General features: G+C 56.5%; 9 protein-coding genes. 4 read left to right on the top strand and 5 right to left on the bottom strand.

Annotated features, from left to right (window positions below; translation table 11 throughout):
* Positions 1 to 69: 69 nt before the first annotated feature.
* Positions 70 to 1,299, top strand: coding sequence for an AAA family ATPase (locus DMP03_RS12345; RefSeq protein ID WP_394351040.1), 1,230 nt, complete (start codon positions 70 to 72; stop codon positions 1,297 to 1,299).
* Positions 1,296 to 3,089 (top strand): hypothetical protein, encoded by a 1,794-nt coding sequence (locus DMP03_RS12340; protein ID WP_152120855.1) that lies wholly within the window; start codon positions 1,296 to 1,298, stop codon positions 3,087 to 3,089. The genes DMP03_RS12345 and DMP03_RS12340 overlap by 4 nt, the downstream gene beginning before the upstream one ends.
* Positions 3,090 to 3,095: 6 nt before the next feature.
* Here DMP03_RS12340 and DMP03_RS12335 read toward each other — a convergent pair whose 3' ends face one another.
* The 5 genes from DMP03_RS12335 to DMP03_RS12315 all read right to left on the bottom strand — a co-directional run bounded on the left by DMP03_RS12335 (position 3,096) and on the right by DMP03_RS12315 (position 13,673).
* Positions 3,096 to 3,488, bottom strand: a complete 393-nt coding sequence (locus tag DMP03_RS12335; RefSeq protein ID WP_152120854.1) for a hypothetical protein — start codon at positions 3,486 to 3,488, stop codon at positions 3,096 to 3,098.
* 398 nt (positions 3,489 to 3,886) lie between these two features.
* Positions 3,887 to 4,387, bottom strand: a complete 501-nt coding sequence (locus DMP03_RS12330) for a hypothetical protein (RefSeq protein ID WP_152120853.1) — start codon at positions 4,385 to 4,387, stop codon at positions 3,887 to 3,889.
* 469 nt (positions 4,388 to 4,856) lie between these two features.
* Positions 4,857 to 7,484 carry a DUF1156 domain-containing protein gene (locus DMP03_RS12325; RefSeq protein ID WP_152120852.1) on the bottom strand — a complete coding sequence of 876 codons (2,628 nt, stop codon included), beginning with the start codon at positions 7,482 to 7,484 and terminating at the stop codon, positions 4,857 to 4,859.
* Positions 7,485 to 7,523: 39 nt separating this feature from the next.
* Complete coding sequence (locus DMP03_RS12320) at positions 7,524 to 10,739, bottom strand: DUF499 domain-containing protein (RefSeq protein WP_152120851.1); 3,216 nt, start codon at positions 10,737 to 10,739, stop codon at positions 7,524 to 7,526.
* 249 nt (positions 10,740 to 10,988) lie between these two features.
* The gene (locus DMP03_RS12315; RefSeq protein ID WP_152120850.1) at positions 10,989 to 13,673 is read right to left on the bottom strand and encodes a DUF1156 domain-containing protein; all 2,685 of its coding nucleotides are present in this window, start codon (positions 13,671 to 13,673) and stop codon (positions 10,989 to 10,991) included.
* A gap of 130 nt (positions 13,674 to 13,803) precedes the next feature.
* On the opposite strand from DMP03_RS12315, the gene DMP03_RS12310 reads away from it, so the two are divergent.
* Both DMP03_RS12310 and DMP03_RS12305 read left to right on the top strand, forming a co-directional pair.
* Positions 13,804 to 14,745: a hypothetical protein gene (locus DMP03_RS12310; RefSeq protein WP_152120849.1), complete on the top strand. Its 942-nt coding sequence runs from the start codon at positions 13,804 to 13,806 to the stop codon at positions 14,743 to 14,745.
* A 166-nt stretch (positions 14,746 to 14,911) separates the two neighbouring features.
* Positions 14,912 to 18,262 (top strand): PD-(D/E)XK nuclease family protein, encoded by a 3,351-nt coding sequence (locus DMP03_RS12305; RefSeq protein ID WP_172967151.1) that lies wholly within the window; start codon positions 14,912 to 14,914, stop codon positions 18,260 to 18,262.
* Position 18,263 lies beyond the last annotated feature (1 nt).

Raw genomic sequence — 18,263 nt, 5'->3', positions numbered from 1 at the left:
TCCGTATACAGTGTCGAACCATCCACGTATCTCCACATATTTATTTATCGTGTCGGTTATTTTGATGGGATAATGAGTCACGAAGGGGCCTTTACTGACTACACTGAGGAGGAAGCGAGGGAGTTCTCTCAATGGATCCTGAATAATGAGAACCAGGGCCAGGAGTTCCTTCAACAAACCAACGATCCAGACGCTATTCGCTATCTCGTCGAAGAAGAGCAGATCGATCGGAACTTCCGGGGGTCGAATCAGTCGATACGTGAGAGTATCCTCACCAACGAAGACGCGCCACTTGATGTCAAACAAACAGTCGCGCAGCGTAACAAACAGTTAGCGGATATTCTAGTCCCGGACAACGTTCTAAAAAACGCTCGAACTGCTATTGCACTGGGGAAGCCTGTCGTTCTGTATGGCCCTACGGGAACCGGTAAGACCTATTTCGCGAAGCAACTTGCGCTGGAAACCTGTATTGACTACTCGATTCACACGGCGACGCCAGCTTGGACACCCGGCGACATCACGGGGAGTATCCAACCAGAAGTTGACGGCGGGGAGATTAGCTACCACCGTCGATCCGGATGTGTGTCTGAAGGGATTGAGAAGGCCCGGAAGTACAAAGATAACTGGGGAGTCATCATTGACGAGATAACCCGTGCGGATATCTCTCAGGTATTCGGTCCGTTGTACACGGCAATCGAAGACGATGAGCAGGTCATTTTCCGGAATAAAAGGGGCGAGGAGCTCACCTTGACGGATGAGGTGAAGCTGATCTGTACGATGAACATGTCCGATCGAACGGTCAACGAACTTGACAATGCGATCACCCGGCGGTTCGCGATGATTGAGCTGAGTCGTTACGACGATGAGGATCGGAAGGAACTCTTCAACCGATGGGTAGGTGGTATCGGAACTGGCGTCGCAATCAACACAGATGAACTCATTAAGTTGTTTGAAGAACACCATCAGGGCATCAACAGTGGCACCACCACAAGTGCAGATGGGGGCATCATGGAGATGGGACCGATGCACTACCAGGACGTGACCCAGTTCTTACAGGAGGCCTGTGGTGACGGTGGCCAATACAATGGAGACGAGGCGAACGCTGTGGGGCAAGCCTTTGCGACCTACATCACGCCGCGGCTATTAAATACGGCTTCCCTACCGCAGATCCGCCGGATTGCAGCGCATTACGAAACGCTCAATGACGAGTTCGAGGAATTCAACCTCCATCCCGCCGTCGACCTTGCTCAGCGGCAAGCCGAAGCCGAGCAGCGGGAGATGGGAATTGGAGATGTATGAGTGAGGCGATCCATGTCGAGTACGGTGAAACTCAGGCTGCAGTGCAGGAACAGCAGAAGCTCGTCGTAGAGGGCTGTCCGACCGACATAATTCAGGAACTCCGCGCTGCAGGGTTCACACAGCGGGGAAGCCGGTTCGTCAAGCAGCGACCTCGACTTCGCGTCAACCCGACTGAGGAAGACGACGCACTCCAAGTGCTGTCCGCCCGTCTCGTCGGGTCGGCCCTCCACGTGACTGCGGAGGACATCGTTGGGATGGTGCAGCTACTTCCAGGGTTGAGCGTCCACGTCGAACCGAAGGTCGGGTGGGAGGCCGCGTTCGAAATGCTGCTAACAGTCTACGATATCGATCGAACTCAGTCATTTTACGGTATCCCACTCGACGAGTTAACTGCAGACAATACTGCTTCGGAGAAGATCATCAGTATCCTGGCGATCAACTATGTTGCAGGGATGCGGACAGTCCGTCGGAACGGCGTGATTCGTGACCTGCAGATCACCCGTCGGCAGGGGTTCGAGGGCTATGGCTCGGTTGACGTCGAACAGACGTTGGTTGATCAGACTGGGCCGACACAAGCCCCGACATGGATCGAGACGGAAGTTGACCACAGTAATCCGGTTAACGAAGCCGTGTTACTGGCTGGGCGAATCCTTCTCCGCATGCTGAGCCGAGGAGAAGGGACGTCTCACCCGCGAACTGAGACCTTACTGTCGATGGTTCACCGGGAGGTTCAACGGCTTGAATCGCTTGGTGTCAAGGACTCGCCGCGCAATATTACTCGCTACCGGTCGCTAACGATCGAAATGTTGCCTCGACAACGACATTACTATCAGCGGGCATTGCATGCCTCCCGTTCGATCCTCTCGTCGGTGTTACTGGGTGGGGCTGGAAGCGGCGCCGAAGAGCTGCTTGTCGACTATGCGTTGAGCATGAACGGGCTGTTCGAAGATTACTCACAGCGGGTAATCGAGGATATCCTCCAAGACGTAAAATCAAATATCGACCGTCTCGATAGCCTTGAGGGCGTCAAATGTAGTCGAGAGTATCCTCTTCAGCCGTTCGAAGGAAACCCACGAGCGAAACACGAACCCGATCATCTACTACATGGTCCACTCGGCCCTATTGCGATTCTAGACTCCAAGTATTACGAGGAGGGATCGAATCCTGCTAATGAGTCCGGGCCGCGCTCTCGGATGTTTACGTACGCCTATCTGACCGGGTGTAACCGGATGGCATTCCTCTGCCCTCAGTTAGAGGCGATGGATATGGCGGTCCAGCAAACTGACGGCGTTGTCAATGTCGTCACATCCTCAGACAAGTTTACCTGTGAGCGATATCGGTCGAGCGTCCGAGAGTACGTCTTCGATGCCTTAGCAGAAGAACATCCGGAACTACGAGTGTTCGAAGCCTTGGACTCGAACCGTATACTGGCTCTTGAGGGGGCTACTGAGTCGGACCTCCAACGAGTGTCCCATCTCGATGGACCATTCACCATCGACAACGAGAGCACATTTACAAACCGGGTCGTCGCCGCGATTAACTTCTCACGACACGGACCTAATAAAAACGACCTTCCAAACAAAGGTCGATTTACCCAGCGGCGAATCGAGGAACACCTGGCTGCAGAGGATGAAAGTGGGAATCCTCGCTACCCGAAGAACAGAGCAACCTGTGTTCCTATCTACGATCCTGACGGTGAGGGCGAGTATGGGTCTGTACGACTGTATTTCCTCATTGATGATGGGGCGGAACTAATCGTTGACGTTTCTAACCCGATCAAACTTCTTTGACTTATGTCACACCCGGTAGGGTGAGACGAGCCAGCCGTCGCTCCGACGTTTGAGTCTCGATCCAAAAACGGTCTCAAGTTGATAGAACTCCCCATCATGTTCAAGTTCGAACGACTCCCCGACACTCTGGAAGTTTCCCTCGACAGCGAACTGGACCTTGGGGAGTGGCGAGAGGCCGTTTAGATAATCGCTCTCGCTTCGCATGGTATCAACTACTTCACGGCGAGTCTCCTCATCGTCTGCGAGGACGGACTCTAGCCCGACAACACAGAGCTCCTCAGGAACCTCGTGTTCATGAAGCATCTTGATGAACTTATCTACCGGAACTTGGTGGTCTGCAGTCTTCCGGTCTGGCCTCACGATATTGTACATACCGCCGATCGCGTCGAGATCCCTCATTAAGTCGAGACTATCAGGGTGACAGCGGATATATTTTGGTGGCACCATTGAGCCTTGTTCCCACCGATAATTCATTAAAATCCCATAATTAAATAGTTGTAAGCGGTAGGTTTTATCAGGAGATATGTAACCGGCCTCGGTAGTATAGCGTCTGTAGACCTACATCATTCCTACGAGGTTCGACTACGACCGACTTATCGCGCGGCGTGCGACCCCTTTAGGGCTTTCGGAGATTTCACCAATGCCCGAATTCACGCTCGAACACATCGCTCCGGACGAGGCAGTTCGCCTCTACCTGTGGACCGGCAGAACGAGTTAGCCGAGGCGAGTGACGACGGCGTCTACCGGCGTATCCTCGGTAGCGACCAAACTATTGGGGACTACTAATCTGGTCGTCGTTACGATTCCGACTTTTCGCTCTGTTTCGAGACAAATTCTTCAATGGAATCGTACTCGCTTCTGATACTCCGATATGCCTTGTTACTCATCCGGCGGATAGATTGTGGCTGGTAGTTAGCTTTGTAATCACAGACCTCGTTTAGTGCCTCACGGGACACGTCTATATTTTTGAAATTCATGACACTATAGAGCATATCCGCTGAAATATCTCCCCAATATTCTCGACTGATTACATTGCTCTCGAATTTGTACCCCGCTTGTCCAAAGTATCGATAGTGATCGTCGTGATAGAAGAGTAAATAATCTCCCTCGGTCATTTTGTCGTAGAATTTCTTGTTCAGGTTGCTGTTCTTCACTCCCCATATCCGCACATTTTCCGGCGTATCCACTCCATCAAGATCTGATGTGTGTATCGGTAGTTCAGTGAGATTGACTGGTGAAGTTACTGTTCGCTCAAACTCCGGGGAAGTTACCGGAATCAAGAACGCGTCTCGACTCATTATTGTGTCTGTCTTACGCCGTACCCAAAGTTTTGCCCTTTAGTCCCTTTCTCATTCACCGCGGGCAATTTTCTACAGGAGAATCGATAGATTTGCTTGGGTACACTCACAGGACTACTGACCCCCAAGTATCTCCCCGTAGCCCACTGGTCTCCCTAACGGGTTCCCTAGGGTGACCCAATCTACTACTCCTCGTGAATGTTCCCCATATGTCACGATGCCGTCAGTGGTCACAGAGGTGCAGTCACACGACGCCCGTTACTGGCGACCGGGTGAGACGACCTGTTTCCCTGCCGGGACAGCCTCCACCACAGAGGTTGTCGTGACGAACGTCGCTGATCATCAGTGGCGGCCGTGAGCAAACGGTTACGCCCTGATTCGGGAATGGTCGCGGAGGTTATGATGTGATCCCCTTCTTCGCTCATTTCCCAACAAAACCCAAAGGGTGAAAACAACAAACCTCGTCGACTCAGTTCAAGAGCTCCCGGTAGGTGTCGTCGTTCGTTTCCGTCGCGAGCCGGTCGGCGAGGTCAAGCAGCGAGCTCGTTACGTCAATAGACGACCGAGCGTCGTTCAGCTGGATGGGGGTATCCTCAGCAGCGAACGCTCGAAGACGTTGAAGAGTGTCGAGGTCACTCCGCGCTTCGGCGGGGCACTCTTCGATGTAGGTCTGGCGTGCATCAGTGGTCCAACCGGCGATCTCGAATCCATCGTCGTCAAGGATCATTTCTCGTTCTCGGAGGTCGTCGGGGTCAATAGTCGTCCCTCGGCAGAGTCGGACCAGATCCTCCTTGGTTGGCTCATCCATCGAGAGCAGCGTGAGATAGACGTCGGTGACATCGACAGTGCCGGTGACAAGGTCCAGAATCTCATTGACGATCGCTTCAGTATCCATAAGCTCTCCCCGATTGTGGACCTGTCCAAAGTGCGTGGAGTACTTTTCGAAGCAGGCACCCATCTGGACGACGCTCTCGTCCCCAGCTGAGAGCGTCTTTGCAGCCTCTAACTGCTCCTGGACGCGTTTCGTCTCTTGGAACAGGCGCCGGCGCAGCGCGTTCCAACTGATTGCCTCTCGCTCTTCAGCCGGGCGTGCGACGACGACGACGCCAAAGTTGAGCTCCTCGCCAGCGGTGAATTCGGAGAGCCCGGCCGAAATCGGATACGTGGCCGTCACATCGAAGCCGGCCCCGCATAGCCCCTTAAGTAACCCAGCCCAACTATGCGGGCCTTCGTGGCGATAGGTGAAGACGAGCGTACCGTCATCGGCAAGTAGACTGTTGAGCCGCTCGAAGGCCTCGCTCAAGCCCTCTTCGAATTTATTGTCGTCTGCCCCTATCGCTGGGTTGGCAACGATACTCTGCTGATGTGGAGTTCGGGAGGGATCAAACGAGTCGTATTCGTCGGCTAGCAGCTGGCGCTGCCAAACGTAGAAGAAATCGCTGAGTTCCGAGTAGACGACGTTGTCGTAGAACGGAAGGTCAGTGATGACTGCATCGAACTCCCCATCAATGTCAACCTCCCGTATATCCCCCTGGAGGATTTTGGTGTCCCCGCCGACGGGGGTATCAAACGGCTCGGTTCGCTGCATTTCGCCGTCGTCGAGATATCGCTCGACAGGTTCATGCGCCCACTCGACGGCGTCGAGGACGTGCTCCCACGTGTTGGTGAAGGTCCCACGGCCAGCCCGTGTCCCCCAGGGGTTGTTCTCGACGTATTCGACAGGCGGGAAGAATGAGTTCTGCCCGAAGATGCTCTCTACCTTCGCGCCGGAGGTATTGAAGCGGGCAAAGTTATTCTGGAACTGCAGTGTGTTGCTGAACGCCAGTAGGAGGAACTCTCGGGCGTCATCGTTGTCAACCTCGTCGATGGCCTGGAGAAGTGTCGCTAGGCCGTACTGTTGCCGGGAGTTGAACATGTCCGCCCAGGTTTCGAAGCCGTGCTGGAACACGTCGTTCCCGCTAATCGAGGAAGCCTGTGTGACAGCCCCTTTGGGAATCGCTTCATCAGGGATGTACGCAGAGAGCTCCGTCGACCCTGCCAGCCGTTTGGCGGCGTCGTCGTACCGGTCCCGATCGGCGTCAGCTGCTGGCTTGTAGCCCTTGTACGTCGGTCGATTGTGACCGGCGTCTTCACACTCGGTACAGTAGTATTCGAGGGCATAGAGCCGTTCACGGTAGGATTGTCCCTCCGCGATCGCATCGACGATTGCGTATTTTTGGCCGCACTCTGGGCAGCCGTAGTTACCACCACGGGAGACGGGGCCATCTGCCGGTGTGAACTCGCAGCTACAGTCAGGGCAGACAGCGGTTTCTCGATAGTCGCTCGTCAGGAAAACCGATCCACAATCCGGACAGAGCACGTTGTCACGGTCGCTGTCGTCATAGCGGCCCGAAGCGACTCGATAGTCCTTGAAGAGCGGGACAGTATACCCACAGGAAACACAGTCTAGTTCACGAACCCAGAAACCGTATGTCACGTCCGCTTCGTGATTGTCGTTCGGACAGCCGGTCCGGTAGTGCGAACGGAGCTCGTCAGCGACTCTCTTTTCGACGTCATCGAATGCTGTCCGCAGTTCGTCCGGACTGGCAGAACTGGCCTCAAGGGCTTTCTTCGTGATGAACCAGGCCACCGGATTCAGATCAACGCCGGTGGCGGTAGCCCCGAACCGAACCGCCTCTAGCAGTGTCGTGCCCGCCCCCATGAACGGGTCCAATACGCGCTTGTCGTCGATGGACACGTCCTGTGGGTAAAGCTCCCAGAGTGCGTCTGGCGTCTCCAGCGAGACGTTTTCAATCATCTGTGCGATCTGACTGCTTGAGACACCAGCGTCGGCATCCTCGGTGAAGTCCGCTAGCGTCGACGTACCATCGTTGCCCGGACTCGACACGGAAACGGTCCCCGGGTCATCGACTAGCGAGTACAGACAGACAGTTCTGAAGACACTGCCGAGGCGCCGGGCCCACCATTTGTGAAGGACTGAGAGTGGCCGATAGTAGAGCTTTGCACGACTCTCACGCTCGGCTAGATCGTTGACACGGGCGATAGGGAACCCGCGGGCGATCGGTGGGGCTGTGTCGTCTCTGGGTGAATCAGGCATAGGAGTGAGTGGAACCGTGATTGTATTTCAGTTGTCGGGTTACTCGAACTCGATCATCACATCGATATCCGCGGCTGATTCAGGGAAGGCCTCGAACATCGTCGTGACCGTGTCGTGTGACTGGCCCAGTTCGAGTTGGAGGTCAACGTGGACCTTATTCAACCCGATCTCCTCGAATATCCCCGGGCCGCCAGTACCGTCAGTGGTGGTATAGGAGATCGATCCGTAGCTAACCGAGCCAGTGATATCGCTCTCAAGCCATTCATCGCGAAGGTCGGACACACTGTTACCGGTGTAATCGAAGGTCTCGCCACCAGTTCCGTACGTCTTGAATCCCGCACCAGGGAACCACTCGCCAGAGTCGGCTGACCCCGTGGCGCCGACGACGTAGGCCGGCTTATCCTCCCCGAGGTTCGCCAGCAGGAAGTGCCGAATCGCATATTCGGACTCATCAGGGACGACGTTCGACTGGATCTCGTCCACATCGAAGTCTCGATCTTCCTCCATATCGCGAACGTCGTCAAGGATGCGTTCTTCACTTTCCTCGCTGACCCAAGGGACGACCACGACGCGTAACGGGTCACGCTCGCCCAGTGAGCCGAGGAACGACCAGTCGTCCTTGATCTTGTGGCCGTCGGAGAGAAGACCCGTCACCGCAGCACGGAACGCGGTCTCGGTCTCTTCTTTCGGTAGGTATACATCGGAATCGCCGCGAATCGCCGTCAGCACCTGGCTGGTGTCTGCTTCGCCAGAGGCCTCTAGCACGTCTTCGATTCGCGACCGGACTTCTTCTGTCCCGATCTCGGTAACATTAGAGACATCACGAAGTGTGGCGTCCGAGCGAGCCATGTCGATAATCTCGGTACCTGACACGAGGACGTACTTGTCCTCGGCTGCCAGCCGCCCCACTGCCCGCATCACAGCGTCATGTGGGTCGCCATCGATCCAGATCTCGATGTCCTGCATCAGCTCGAGTTCGAAGTCACCCACATCAACCTCGGTCGTGCCGCCACTGAAGCGCCGTTGCAGTTCTTCTTCGACCTCGTCGACCCCCAAGCGATCCACTGTCGATTCAAGGACCAGTGTGGTGTCCTGACTCAGGTTGCGGAACTGTGGCTTGAATTCACTTCCGTCGTGGGCAAGCACTGGCTCGTCTTCCAGCTCGGTCTCGACCGCGTTGACAACGACGTTGATATCACCGGGGATTGGCATCCTGGGGCTCTGGAGGAACTGCTCGTAGAGATCCTCAATCGTCGTCGAAGATCGATTTTCCAAACGGTCCTGCACGACCGCCCAGATGCTCTGTTCAATTTCGAATGGGTCAGCCTCCATCGCCCGTTCGATATTCCGGTGCTTGAGCACTGGCTCTTCGGCAACGATGCTCTCTATCGGCGTCGCCGCCGCGTAGCCGAACTCATTCAGGAGGTCGTTCCCGTCGATCACCTCGCCGTAGGCGCTTGTCAGCCGCGATCGAAGCTCCTCTTTGTATTCATCGTGAAGGTCATCGATCTCCTCTCGGATCTCCTCACTGAGGTTCGGGTCGCCCTTGCGGATTTCGGCACCGAGGACTTCCTTTGCCTTGCCGAGGAACTTGTCCTGCTGGTCGCTCGGGGAGATCTTCTTGTCGTTGTTCGGCTGGATGAACACTAGCGAGTTACGCCATTGGCGGCCCGCTGGCTGGTTCTTGATGACTGCCGCGACGCTGTCTGCGTCCCAGGGTTCGTTCCGGACGACTAGCTTGATATTCTGGCTGTCAGGGACTGATCCCAGGTCTTTCGAAAAGCCCACAGCGTGCGTGCTCCCCCCGAAAATGGATTCTACGTTTTCGCCCAGCAGCTCCATGGCGTCGTCATCAGCGATATCCCTGGCAGCGTTCCGGACGAGCGACCGGGGGTTTTCATCCTCTCGGATGACGTAGCGATCGTCAGTCTCCCAGAGGTGATAGACCTCCCCCTGCAGGCGCTCGAGGTCGACGATGACGTCGTTCACTCGGTCACCCTGATGATAGGTACCTTGGATGATATCTCCCCTCGTCGCCCCCTCGTCCAGTCCGGGCGTGAGTGAGTAGATTAGGACCGTACTCAGGATCTCCCGGCCATAATCGATGTTCGCGTCCGCTAGACGGTCGTTGATATCGTCGTAACAGCGGTCCGGACGGGCGTGCTCGACGTTGATACGGGTGAGCTCGTCGTTGTACTCGACAGCGTCGACGGTCCCGTGGGTCAGAAGGTCCGTCTCCTCGTGTTTGTCCTTCAGGAGCTTGGCGAACAGGAAGAGCATCCCTCGAGTCGCGCCAGATTCGGTTTCCGCGAAGTACCGCGTTTTCAGCGCGTCGATGAGCTCCGGGTGGAAGGGATACGTCTGGTCCATGTCCTCGCGGAGTCCCTCTGGAAGGTCAACGTAATCCGTATCGGCATACGTCTCGATGTAGTCCTCAATGAGCGTCCTGACGCCAGCCTCGTCGGTGATCTCGCCGACAAGGCGGTGGCGGAGCACGTCCCGGATATCAACCTGGTTGGACATGTTCACCGGGACTGTCTCTTGCCGCGAGAGGATATCGTGGACCTCTGACCCTTCCCGGAGTACAGAGACAATGGCGAACAGTTCCGTCCCCGGACGGGACGTCGTCTCTAGGAGCGCCTGGAGAAACCCTTTATTCGCGCGCTTACGGCGCCCTTGAAGCGACCCGAACCAGTCCTCCAGCTCGTCGACCAGGAACGCGACCGTGCGGTCGCCGATGGCGTCCTGAATCATGTCGATGGGAGGGTAGCCACCGTCGTCGAACTCGTCCTCGTCGGGGTCGTAGTCCAGCGCGTCGAAGAACGGTTCCCACAGGTAGTCCGACTGGCTCTTCTGCAGCGAGACGACAATGGGGGTGGCCGAGTCGGGTAGTGCCTCGGCCAGCCCGTCGATGCGTCCTTCGGCCCAGTCGCCGACGGCCTCCGGGTTGGCGAAGGCGTGATAGAGCGCCACCATCTGGTGGGATTTCCCGGTCCCGTAGGGACCGTACATCTCGTGGATACGGTCAGTATCCTCACCGTTGAGTGTGCCCCGCAGACGCTTGAACGAGTCCTCTAGCCCCTGAGTGAGGAGCGTGCGCTGGAAGAACCGCGTGGCGTCGGATTCGAGCGTCTTTTCATCGCTCTCGACGTCGTAGAGGCGAATCTGCCCCTTGATTGTACCACTACCCTCGCGGAGTTCCTGGCTCAGCGTGACGTAGTCGCTGACTGTGTTGGGAGTTCCTTCAGTACTCATATCACCCAACACGACCAGCGAGCTAATATTAAAACTTTGGATACAAACTCAGAAGTAAATACAAAATTGTCGGGATTACGGCTATTCAAAAATTATTAAAGCAGTATAATAGACATAGTAATGTAATTAACTCTCTGAGACAGGCAATTCTCGGTCTACGCAAGTGAATTTCTATGGCGAAGAGGAACTCCCAGTCGGGGAAACCCGCGAGCGAGGAGGGTTTTTAGAACGGAGCGGGACTGGTCGGGGCTAGTCTTCGGTATAGTGCTCCAGCGAGAGGTCGAGCCCGACCATTTTGAGGTAGGTCTCGTCGTCGCTCGCGGCGGCGAGGCTCTCGCATAGCTCCGCGAGTTCGTTGCGGTCCCAGCGTTCGAGGTACTCTGCAGGGGACTTACCCTGTTCGTAGCGATACCGCAGATAGTGGGCTTTGTCCAGGGTGCTGGGTTCACCGTCACCTTCAACGGCGTTCTGGACGTAGGCTTGGCGCTGCTCGTCATTCCAGTCGCCGAGGACGAAGGTGTCGCCGTCCATCCGGAAGAGCTTCTTCTCCCGGAGCTCCTCCTCGGAGGCGTCGCTGCGACGCAGCAGCTTATTTAGGTCGTTGTATCCCGGCTTGTGGGCCCTACGAAGGTCCAGGAAGAGGTCCTGCTCACCGAGCGCATTGTTCTGGATGATGCCGTAGATCTCCTGGACGGCTTCTTTAGCGGTCATGATGTCGCCACCACGGCGGACTTCCCCGTGGTGTTTGGAGTACTCCGCGAAGCAGGCGCCCATCTCGATCACGCCGATGTCACCCTCCGTGAGGTCGCGGTGTTCCTCCAGCCCCGCCTGGATCTTATCGAGCTTGTTCAGGGTCTTGATGCGGAGGTCTCGCCAGGCGATGGGCGTTCGCTCCTCGGTCGGTCGGGCAACGATGACGATGTCGAAGGAGACCGCCTCGCCGCCGATGAACTTGTTCAAATCCGAGTTGATGGGATATGTCGCAGTCACCTCGAACCCGGTGTTACAGAGCGATTCGAGCAGTTCGCCCCAAGACTCCTCGTCGCTATGGTGATATGTGAACGCCAGCGTCCCGTCGTCCTTCAGCGCGCGGTTAATGACCTCCAGGGCCTGTCCCATCTCGTGCTCGAAGTCCTCTGCAGTCTTATCGAGATAGGGATTCGTGACGATTGACTCCGCACGCGGCGTCTTGTCCTGATCAAAACCGGGATACTCGTCTTCGAGCAGAATCTTTTGCCAGACGTAGAAGTAATCCGAGACCTCCGAGTAGATGATGTTGTCGTAGTACGGCGGGTCCGTGAGGACCAGATCGTACTCGTCCTCGTCCTCGATCGTCCGCATGTCGCCCTGGTGGACCTTGGAGTTCTGGCCGATTGGTTGGGCGAATTCGGGGGTTTCTATCGTTTCACCGTCAGTGACATACCGGTCAGTCGGTGCGTTCGCGTACTCCACGCCCTTCAGAATCATATCGAACATCGCGGTGAACGTCCCACTTCCCCACTTCGTTCCCCACACATTGTTTTCAATCGGATATGTGGGAGGAGCAAAAGAGTTCGTGCGGAACAGATCCCCGATCTTGTTATATGACGTGTTGTACGACACCATGAGATTCGTATAGCGCAGCGACTCTGACAGAGCGAGAATTAGATACTCTTTCAGATTTTGATCGCTGATTTTGTCGATAGAGCGCTGGAGTAGAGCGAAGCACAAGAGCTGCCTTTCAGAGAACATATTGCTCCACTGCGCATAATCGTATTCGAACACGTCATTACCGCTGATAGACGAAGAGGCCGTTATCGCTCCTTCAGGAATATCCTCTTGCGGGACATATTCTTTTAAATCGGTTCGAGTAGCCCACGTCTGTTTCGCCTCTTCGTATATGTTCTTATCCGGAGACTCTGCCTTTTTGTAGCCTTTGTACGCCGCCTTTTCCTCACCGCTTTCGTCGCAGTCCTCGCAGTAATATTCAATCGCGTACAGGCGAAGTTCGGGTGTCCCAAGCTGGTCGATTGCTTCAATGATTGATTCTTTCTGTCCACACTCGGGGCAATTATAATACCCGCCACGGGTCACGTTCCCGGTCTTCGGTGTCCATTCGTACGAACATTCGGTACAGGAACTCTCACTCTGCCAGTCGTCAACGAGTGTGACCGAGTCGCAGTTAGGGCACAGGACGTTGTCTTTACCGTCGTTCTCGTAACGCCCGGCGGCGACGCGGTAGTCTTTGAAAAGTGGGACCGTATACCCGCAGGAGACGCAGTCGAGCTCCTTCACCCAGAAGTTGTACATCACGTCCGCATCGTGACCGTCGCCGTGCTCGTGATCCGCGTTGGGACAGGGGGTGCGGTAGTACTGCGTGATCTCGTCGGCGACGTCGTCTTTGACCTGCTCGAAGGCAGCCTGAAGCTTCTCCGGATCGGTTTGGCCGGCTTCGAGCTCCTTCTTCGTGACGAACCACGCCACCGGGTTCAGATCGTAGCCGACTGTCTCCGCGCCAAAGCGGGAAGCTTCGACGAGGGAAGTGCCGCCGCCCATGAACGGGTCTAGAACCTTCTTGTCCTCAATACGGACGTCCTTGGGGTAGAAGTCCCAGAGCGGCTCGGGGTTTTCGATACTCGTCTCCCCGATCGCCGAGATGAGGTCCTCCTTGCTGAGGCCGTTAGCGCCGAGCGTCTGGTTCTCGCCGGGCTCATACACCGACACGTCCGACAGGTCGGTGGTGTCGTCAAGTAGCGAGTACAGCGAGATCGCTCGGAAGAGACAGCCCGGCCGTCGCGCCCACCACTTGTGCATGGTGTACACCGGTCGATAGTGCTGCTTGGCTCGACTCTCTTTCTCCGCGATCTCGTTGATCCGCTCGATTGGGAACCCCTCCTCGATAGGCAAGCCCGGGCGCCCGCGCTCCTCTTCTCCTTCTGGTAACTGTCCTGACATCGAGTGATCTATAGAGCAATTCCTTACCCGGACAAATAAAATACCAGCCTCCGGCGATCTTGAATGTCGTCGACTCGCATGTCTGCGGGTATATAAAGAGCCAAATCACGCCGGGACCGCACCCCACGGCATGGCAGCGTCCGAAGAAGACGAAACTGGTTTGCCCGTCCTTGTGGAGAGTTACTCCGTGGAGCTCCCTGTCGACCCGACCACGATGGATGCATCCGCGAAGGCGGTCCTCCGGGCCGTCGACACGCGGGGGCTTTTGCCGGCGGCGCTGCAGGCGACCGACATCGACGCGGACGGCTCGTGGGAACGCGACCGGCTAATCGCGGAACTCTCCCCAGTCGAACACGAGCGCCTTGCCGACCAAGTTCGCTATGCCGCTCCGCAGACCACCCACTACTTCCGGCTATCTGGACTGGAGCAGGTTTCGGCTCCGATGTTCGACGATCTCGTGGACGGATCGTCATATGGCGTCCAACTCCGTGCCGTCGATGAGCTGTTCGAACGGACCTATCTCGTCTTCAGCGTCCCCGATGGTGGCGCGCAGTCGCAGTTATCTGTCTCTGAGGGAGACCGTCACACGACTGTTGCAACGTTCGACTCGGGCTTCGACGTCTTGGCAGTCCGAGCTCCGACCCCAGAGAGCGCTGCGGCGACCAGCGGCAAGCTGGTTGGCATCGGCTCGATCGATTCAGCGAAGCGGCTTGACTTTCTTGAGCCCGAGTTCTTGGCGTCCTTAGAGTCGAGTCTTGTCCAGGGGTACCACCAGCTCACCCTCGGTGTACGTCGGCCGACTGCCAATACGGATCAGATCGAACTCTCGAGTGACGAACCGAGCGCGGGAGAGGATCTCCTCCAGGACGACGTCGTCCGTTCGCTTCTCGACCGTCCAGACATCCATCGGGTGTCCGGTCGGGGAGTACTCAGTCCAAGTGGTACTGAGTTCGATTCGGAATGCCGCCGATCTACCGTGGATATCGATTTCGCCAGTGGTGTAATTCACTATCGAACTGCGCCGCCCGAATCGACCATGGTGTCTGTTGATCGTACAATTCTGTCTCTATGAACCCGTCATCAGCCTAAGTTCGTCGACCACGGGGTCCTAATGACCGATCGAAAAGACGGCTGAAGATATCGAGAACATAAAGTTGTCAGCTGTAAATGTATTTAAACACCGTTTCTTCTCCAGTTACTCCCGAACATTAATGCCTCGCTCGGGTAACGGATGGAGTATGTCTCGCCGGCTGTTACTTACTGGACCTGATTTACCTGAGCTTGAATCACAGGCATTCGATATTCTTAGTGAGAGTGTGGGAACACAGCCTGAAAGTATTCTCTACATTAGTCAGCCGGAACACCCAGAGGACGCAACGAAAGATCGCTGGATGGAGTTTGGCCCCTCTGCTGGGCTCCGTGTCGACACGTTGGACAATCTTGCTTCACAGTGCTATGAACAGGATCAGTACAAGGGCCGGGTAACTCACGTTGACCGACCGCTCCTCTTCCGACTCGTCGAGCTTGGGGTCGAAGAGATCTCATCGTCTACGAATCCACTCAACACCGGCGACCAGTTCCCCCGAGCAGGGCTCGTCCAGGAAGCCGAGACCCTTTTCACCGAACTAGAGTTCGCTGGACTGCTCTCACCGGACGCAATGCGGCAGCGTCTCGAACAGGAGGGTGTGGGCGACCGCGCGGGCTACGTCGCCGAACTGGCGGAAGAGATCGAATCTGCCCGACAGACACTCCTTGCTGATGAACTCCCGGAAACATACCGTACCGAGCGAATGCACCACGCCACGACAGCAGAAACCTCGCTCACAAACGTATTCCCCTCAGTCGAGGCCGTTGTTCTCAGTGGGTTCACGCGATTCGACGCTCTAGAAGTAGACTTCCTCGAACGACTCGTTGACACCTGGCCGGCGATCGCTCTCCTCCCCAAGCAGATCGACGAGGACTCGGCCCCGGGTGTTGATACAGGCGCCAAACGAGCGCTAGAGACGTATTCCGACCTGGACTTCGTTCGACAGCACCACGATGAGCCTGTCTCGTCAACTCTCGAAGCGCGACGGCGCATCACTCGCAGTCTCTATCGGCATCCCCGCCAGTCGCCGGCAACCAGCGATATCAACGCGGCAGCGCTGGATCTGACGCTCACCGAACCGGAAACAGTCCCCGACGAGATCCGAACTGTCGCTCGAGATATCCGGAGTCGAATCGCGACAGGAACGTCGGCCGACGCTATCGGCGTCGTCCTCACGAATCCGGTGCAATACGCTGACCAGGTACGGGAAGCTTTCGAAATGTACGAACTCCCGTTCAATCTACAAACCGAGATTCCCCTTTCCGAAACAGCCCTAGGCGATGTCGTCCAGGCAGTCTGCCAACTCGCACAGGAACCTCGTAGCATCGACACGCTCCTCGATCTTCTCACGAACCCACTAGTCACCATTACGCGAACGGGAGAGAACCTCGATTACCACGAACTCGCTCGGGTAGCAGCTAGGGCAGAGACAAATCGGCTTGAATCGACTCTCGAACACGTTGACGGCAGTCTCGCGGCAACGGTCACTTCCCTGACTCGGGATGCAGCCGCTCTATCAGAGGTGTCACTAGAGGAACTCCCCGGCCAACTTGACGCCCTCCTTGAGCGTCTCGGCGTCTCAGCGGCACTAGAAGGTGAACAAAAACTCTCATCTCCACTTCGGGACCGTGAACTGCGTGCTCGTGACCGTCTCGACCGGATCCTTGAGACCCTCGCCCTTACAACACCGTTGGCGGACCCCGAAATCGGTGACAGCGTTGAGCGGCTTGAGCGCGCGCTCCATGGCGTCTCGATCCAGCAGAGCACACGGCCATCCGAGGAGAGCGTCGTTGTCTGTAGTCTCGCCGAAGCTACCCTTCGGGAGTTCGAACAGGTATACGTTCTCGGGCTGACGACGACACAGTTCCCCTCAGATCCGGAGCGAACCGCTTTCACACGACCCATCTACGAGTCACATCCAGACTTCGAGCAGACAGATGTCTCTACAGAGGCACGGTATCACTTGAGCGTACTCCTCGGGAGTACAGCATCAATTCATCTCTCCATCCCCCAGCAGAGTGCTAGTGGTGAACCACACGTCGAAGCAGATATCCTGACCGAACTTCGGCGGCTTGTCGATCTCTCGGAGGTGACTATCGAGCCAGCTGACAGCGAGCCAGGATGTCAAGAAGACGTGCAGCGGGCAGTCGGCGACGTGCTTCCCGAGACATCCGAAGAACGAGTCCACGACCTACTCACTGAAGCAGTCGAAGCCGGTTCGTTTAGCACCACCCAACAGGCCCGTGTTCAGGCTGGTATTGTTTGTGCCGCGGCACGAGCCGGTCCCGAACTGACGCCCTACGATGGCCAGCTCACAGAAGAGACCGTCTCCCAGATTCACGATACGCTCGACCGCGAGCCGTACAGTCCGAGTCGGTTGGAGACATATGCTGCTTGTGGGTTCAAGTACTACATGCGCCGCGTCCTCGGTATCGAAGCACCAGATCGCTTAACGCGGGAACCCGACGCGAGCGACCGGGGTTCGTACATCCACGACGTGCTCGAACACTACTACCTGTCGTTACAGTCGGGGGGAAGCGATCCAGTTCACCCAGGTGGCGACTTCGAAACGCGGCAACAACAGCTCCTCGACATTGCCCTTGAGCGGCTTGACGAAGCATTCGACGACCGCGCCCAGACATCGTTCCAAGAAGAATGGTTGACCTCCGTACTCGCGGGACTCGGAACTCCGGACACCAATCCGTACTATGGTCCTCATAAGACACAGGACAGTCGTCCTGTTGCGCGAGGGCTATTCTATCGGTTCCTCGACCACGAGGCGGACGAACCCGCAAAGACGACCGCCCGACCAACGTGGTTCGAAGGCCGGGTCGGTAATCCCTACGACGCAGGCACACCACTCAGCGACGACCCCGCAGAGATCGAGACACCACACGGCTCGGTCCCCATTCATGGACTCATCGACCGCGTCGAGACGGTCCCTGGAACAGACCCAACACAGGTTGTCGTTCGGGATTACAAAACTGGAAGCTCAATCCCCAGCGAAAGTGAGGCGCTGAGCGGGCTGAAATTCCAACTGCAGCTGTACGCGTTGATGGCCGAAGAGGCACTCGACGATGTCGAAGTAGTCGGTGGCGCGTACTACCAGGTCTCGCCTCCGAGTTCAGTCAATTCTCGCAGCGGACTCCTCACCTCACAGGAGATGGCAGTCTACCATGGGAGCGACGACGTCGATACGCCGCTACTCCGTCACTCCTACCCATACTTCGAGACACACGAGGCGTTCCGACGGTTCATCGAGGAGACAACCCCACAACGCCTTGGAGAACTCGCCTCAGGAATCGAAGAGGGTCGATTCCATCCGACAGTCCTCGATCCATCGGACGCCGGATGTCGATACTGTGACTACGCACACGTCTGTGACGTCCGCTCGCACCAGCGGAAGGAAGTTATCGAAGCAATCGACGACACGGGTGCGTCAGCGTACGTGCCGCTGAAAGCCAGGAATCACGATCTCGAAGACGTCGTAGGGGTGGAGTAAC

The sequence above is a fragment of the Halosegnis rubeus genome (genome assembly GCF_009184545.1).
In the GTDB taxonomy this organism is placed as follows: domain Archaea; phylum Halobacteriota; class Halobacteria; order Halobacteriales; family Haloarculaceae; genus Halosegnis; species Halosegnis rubeus.
This window is presented reverse-complemented; position numbering and strand designations above follow the sequence as displayed.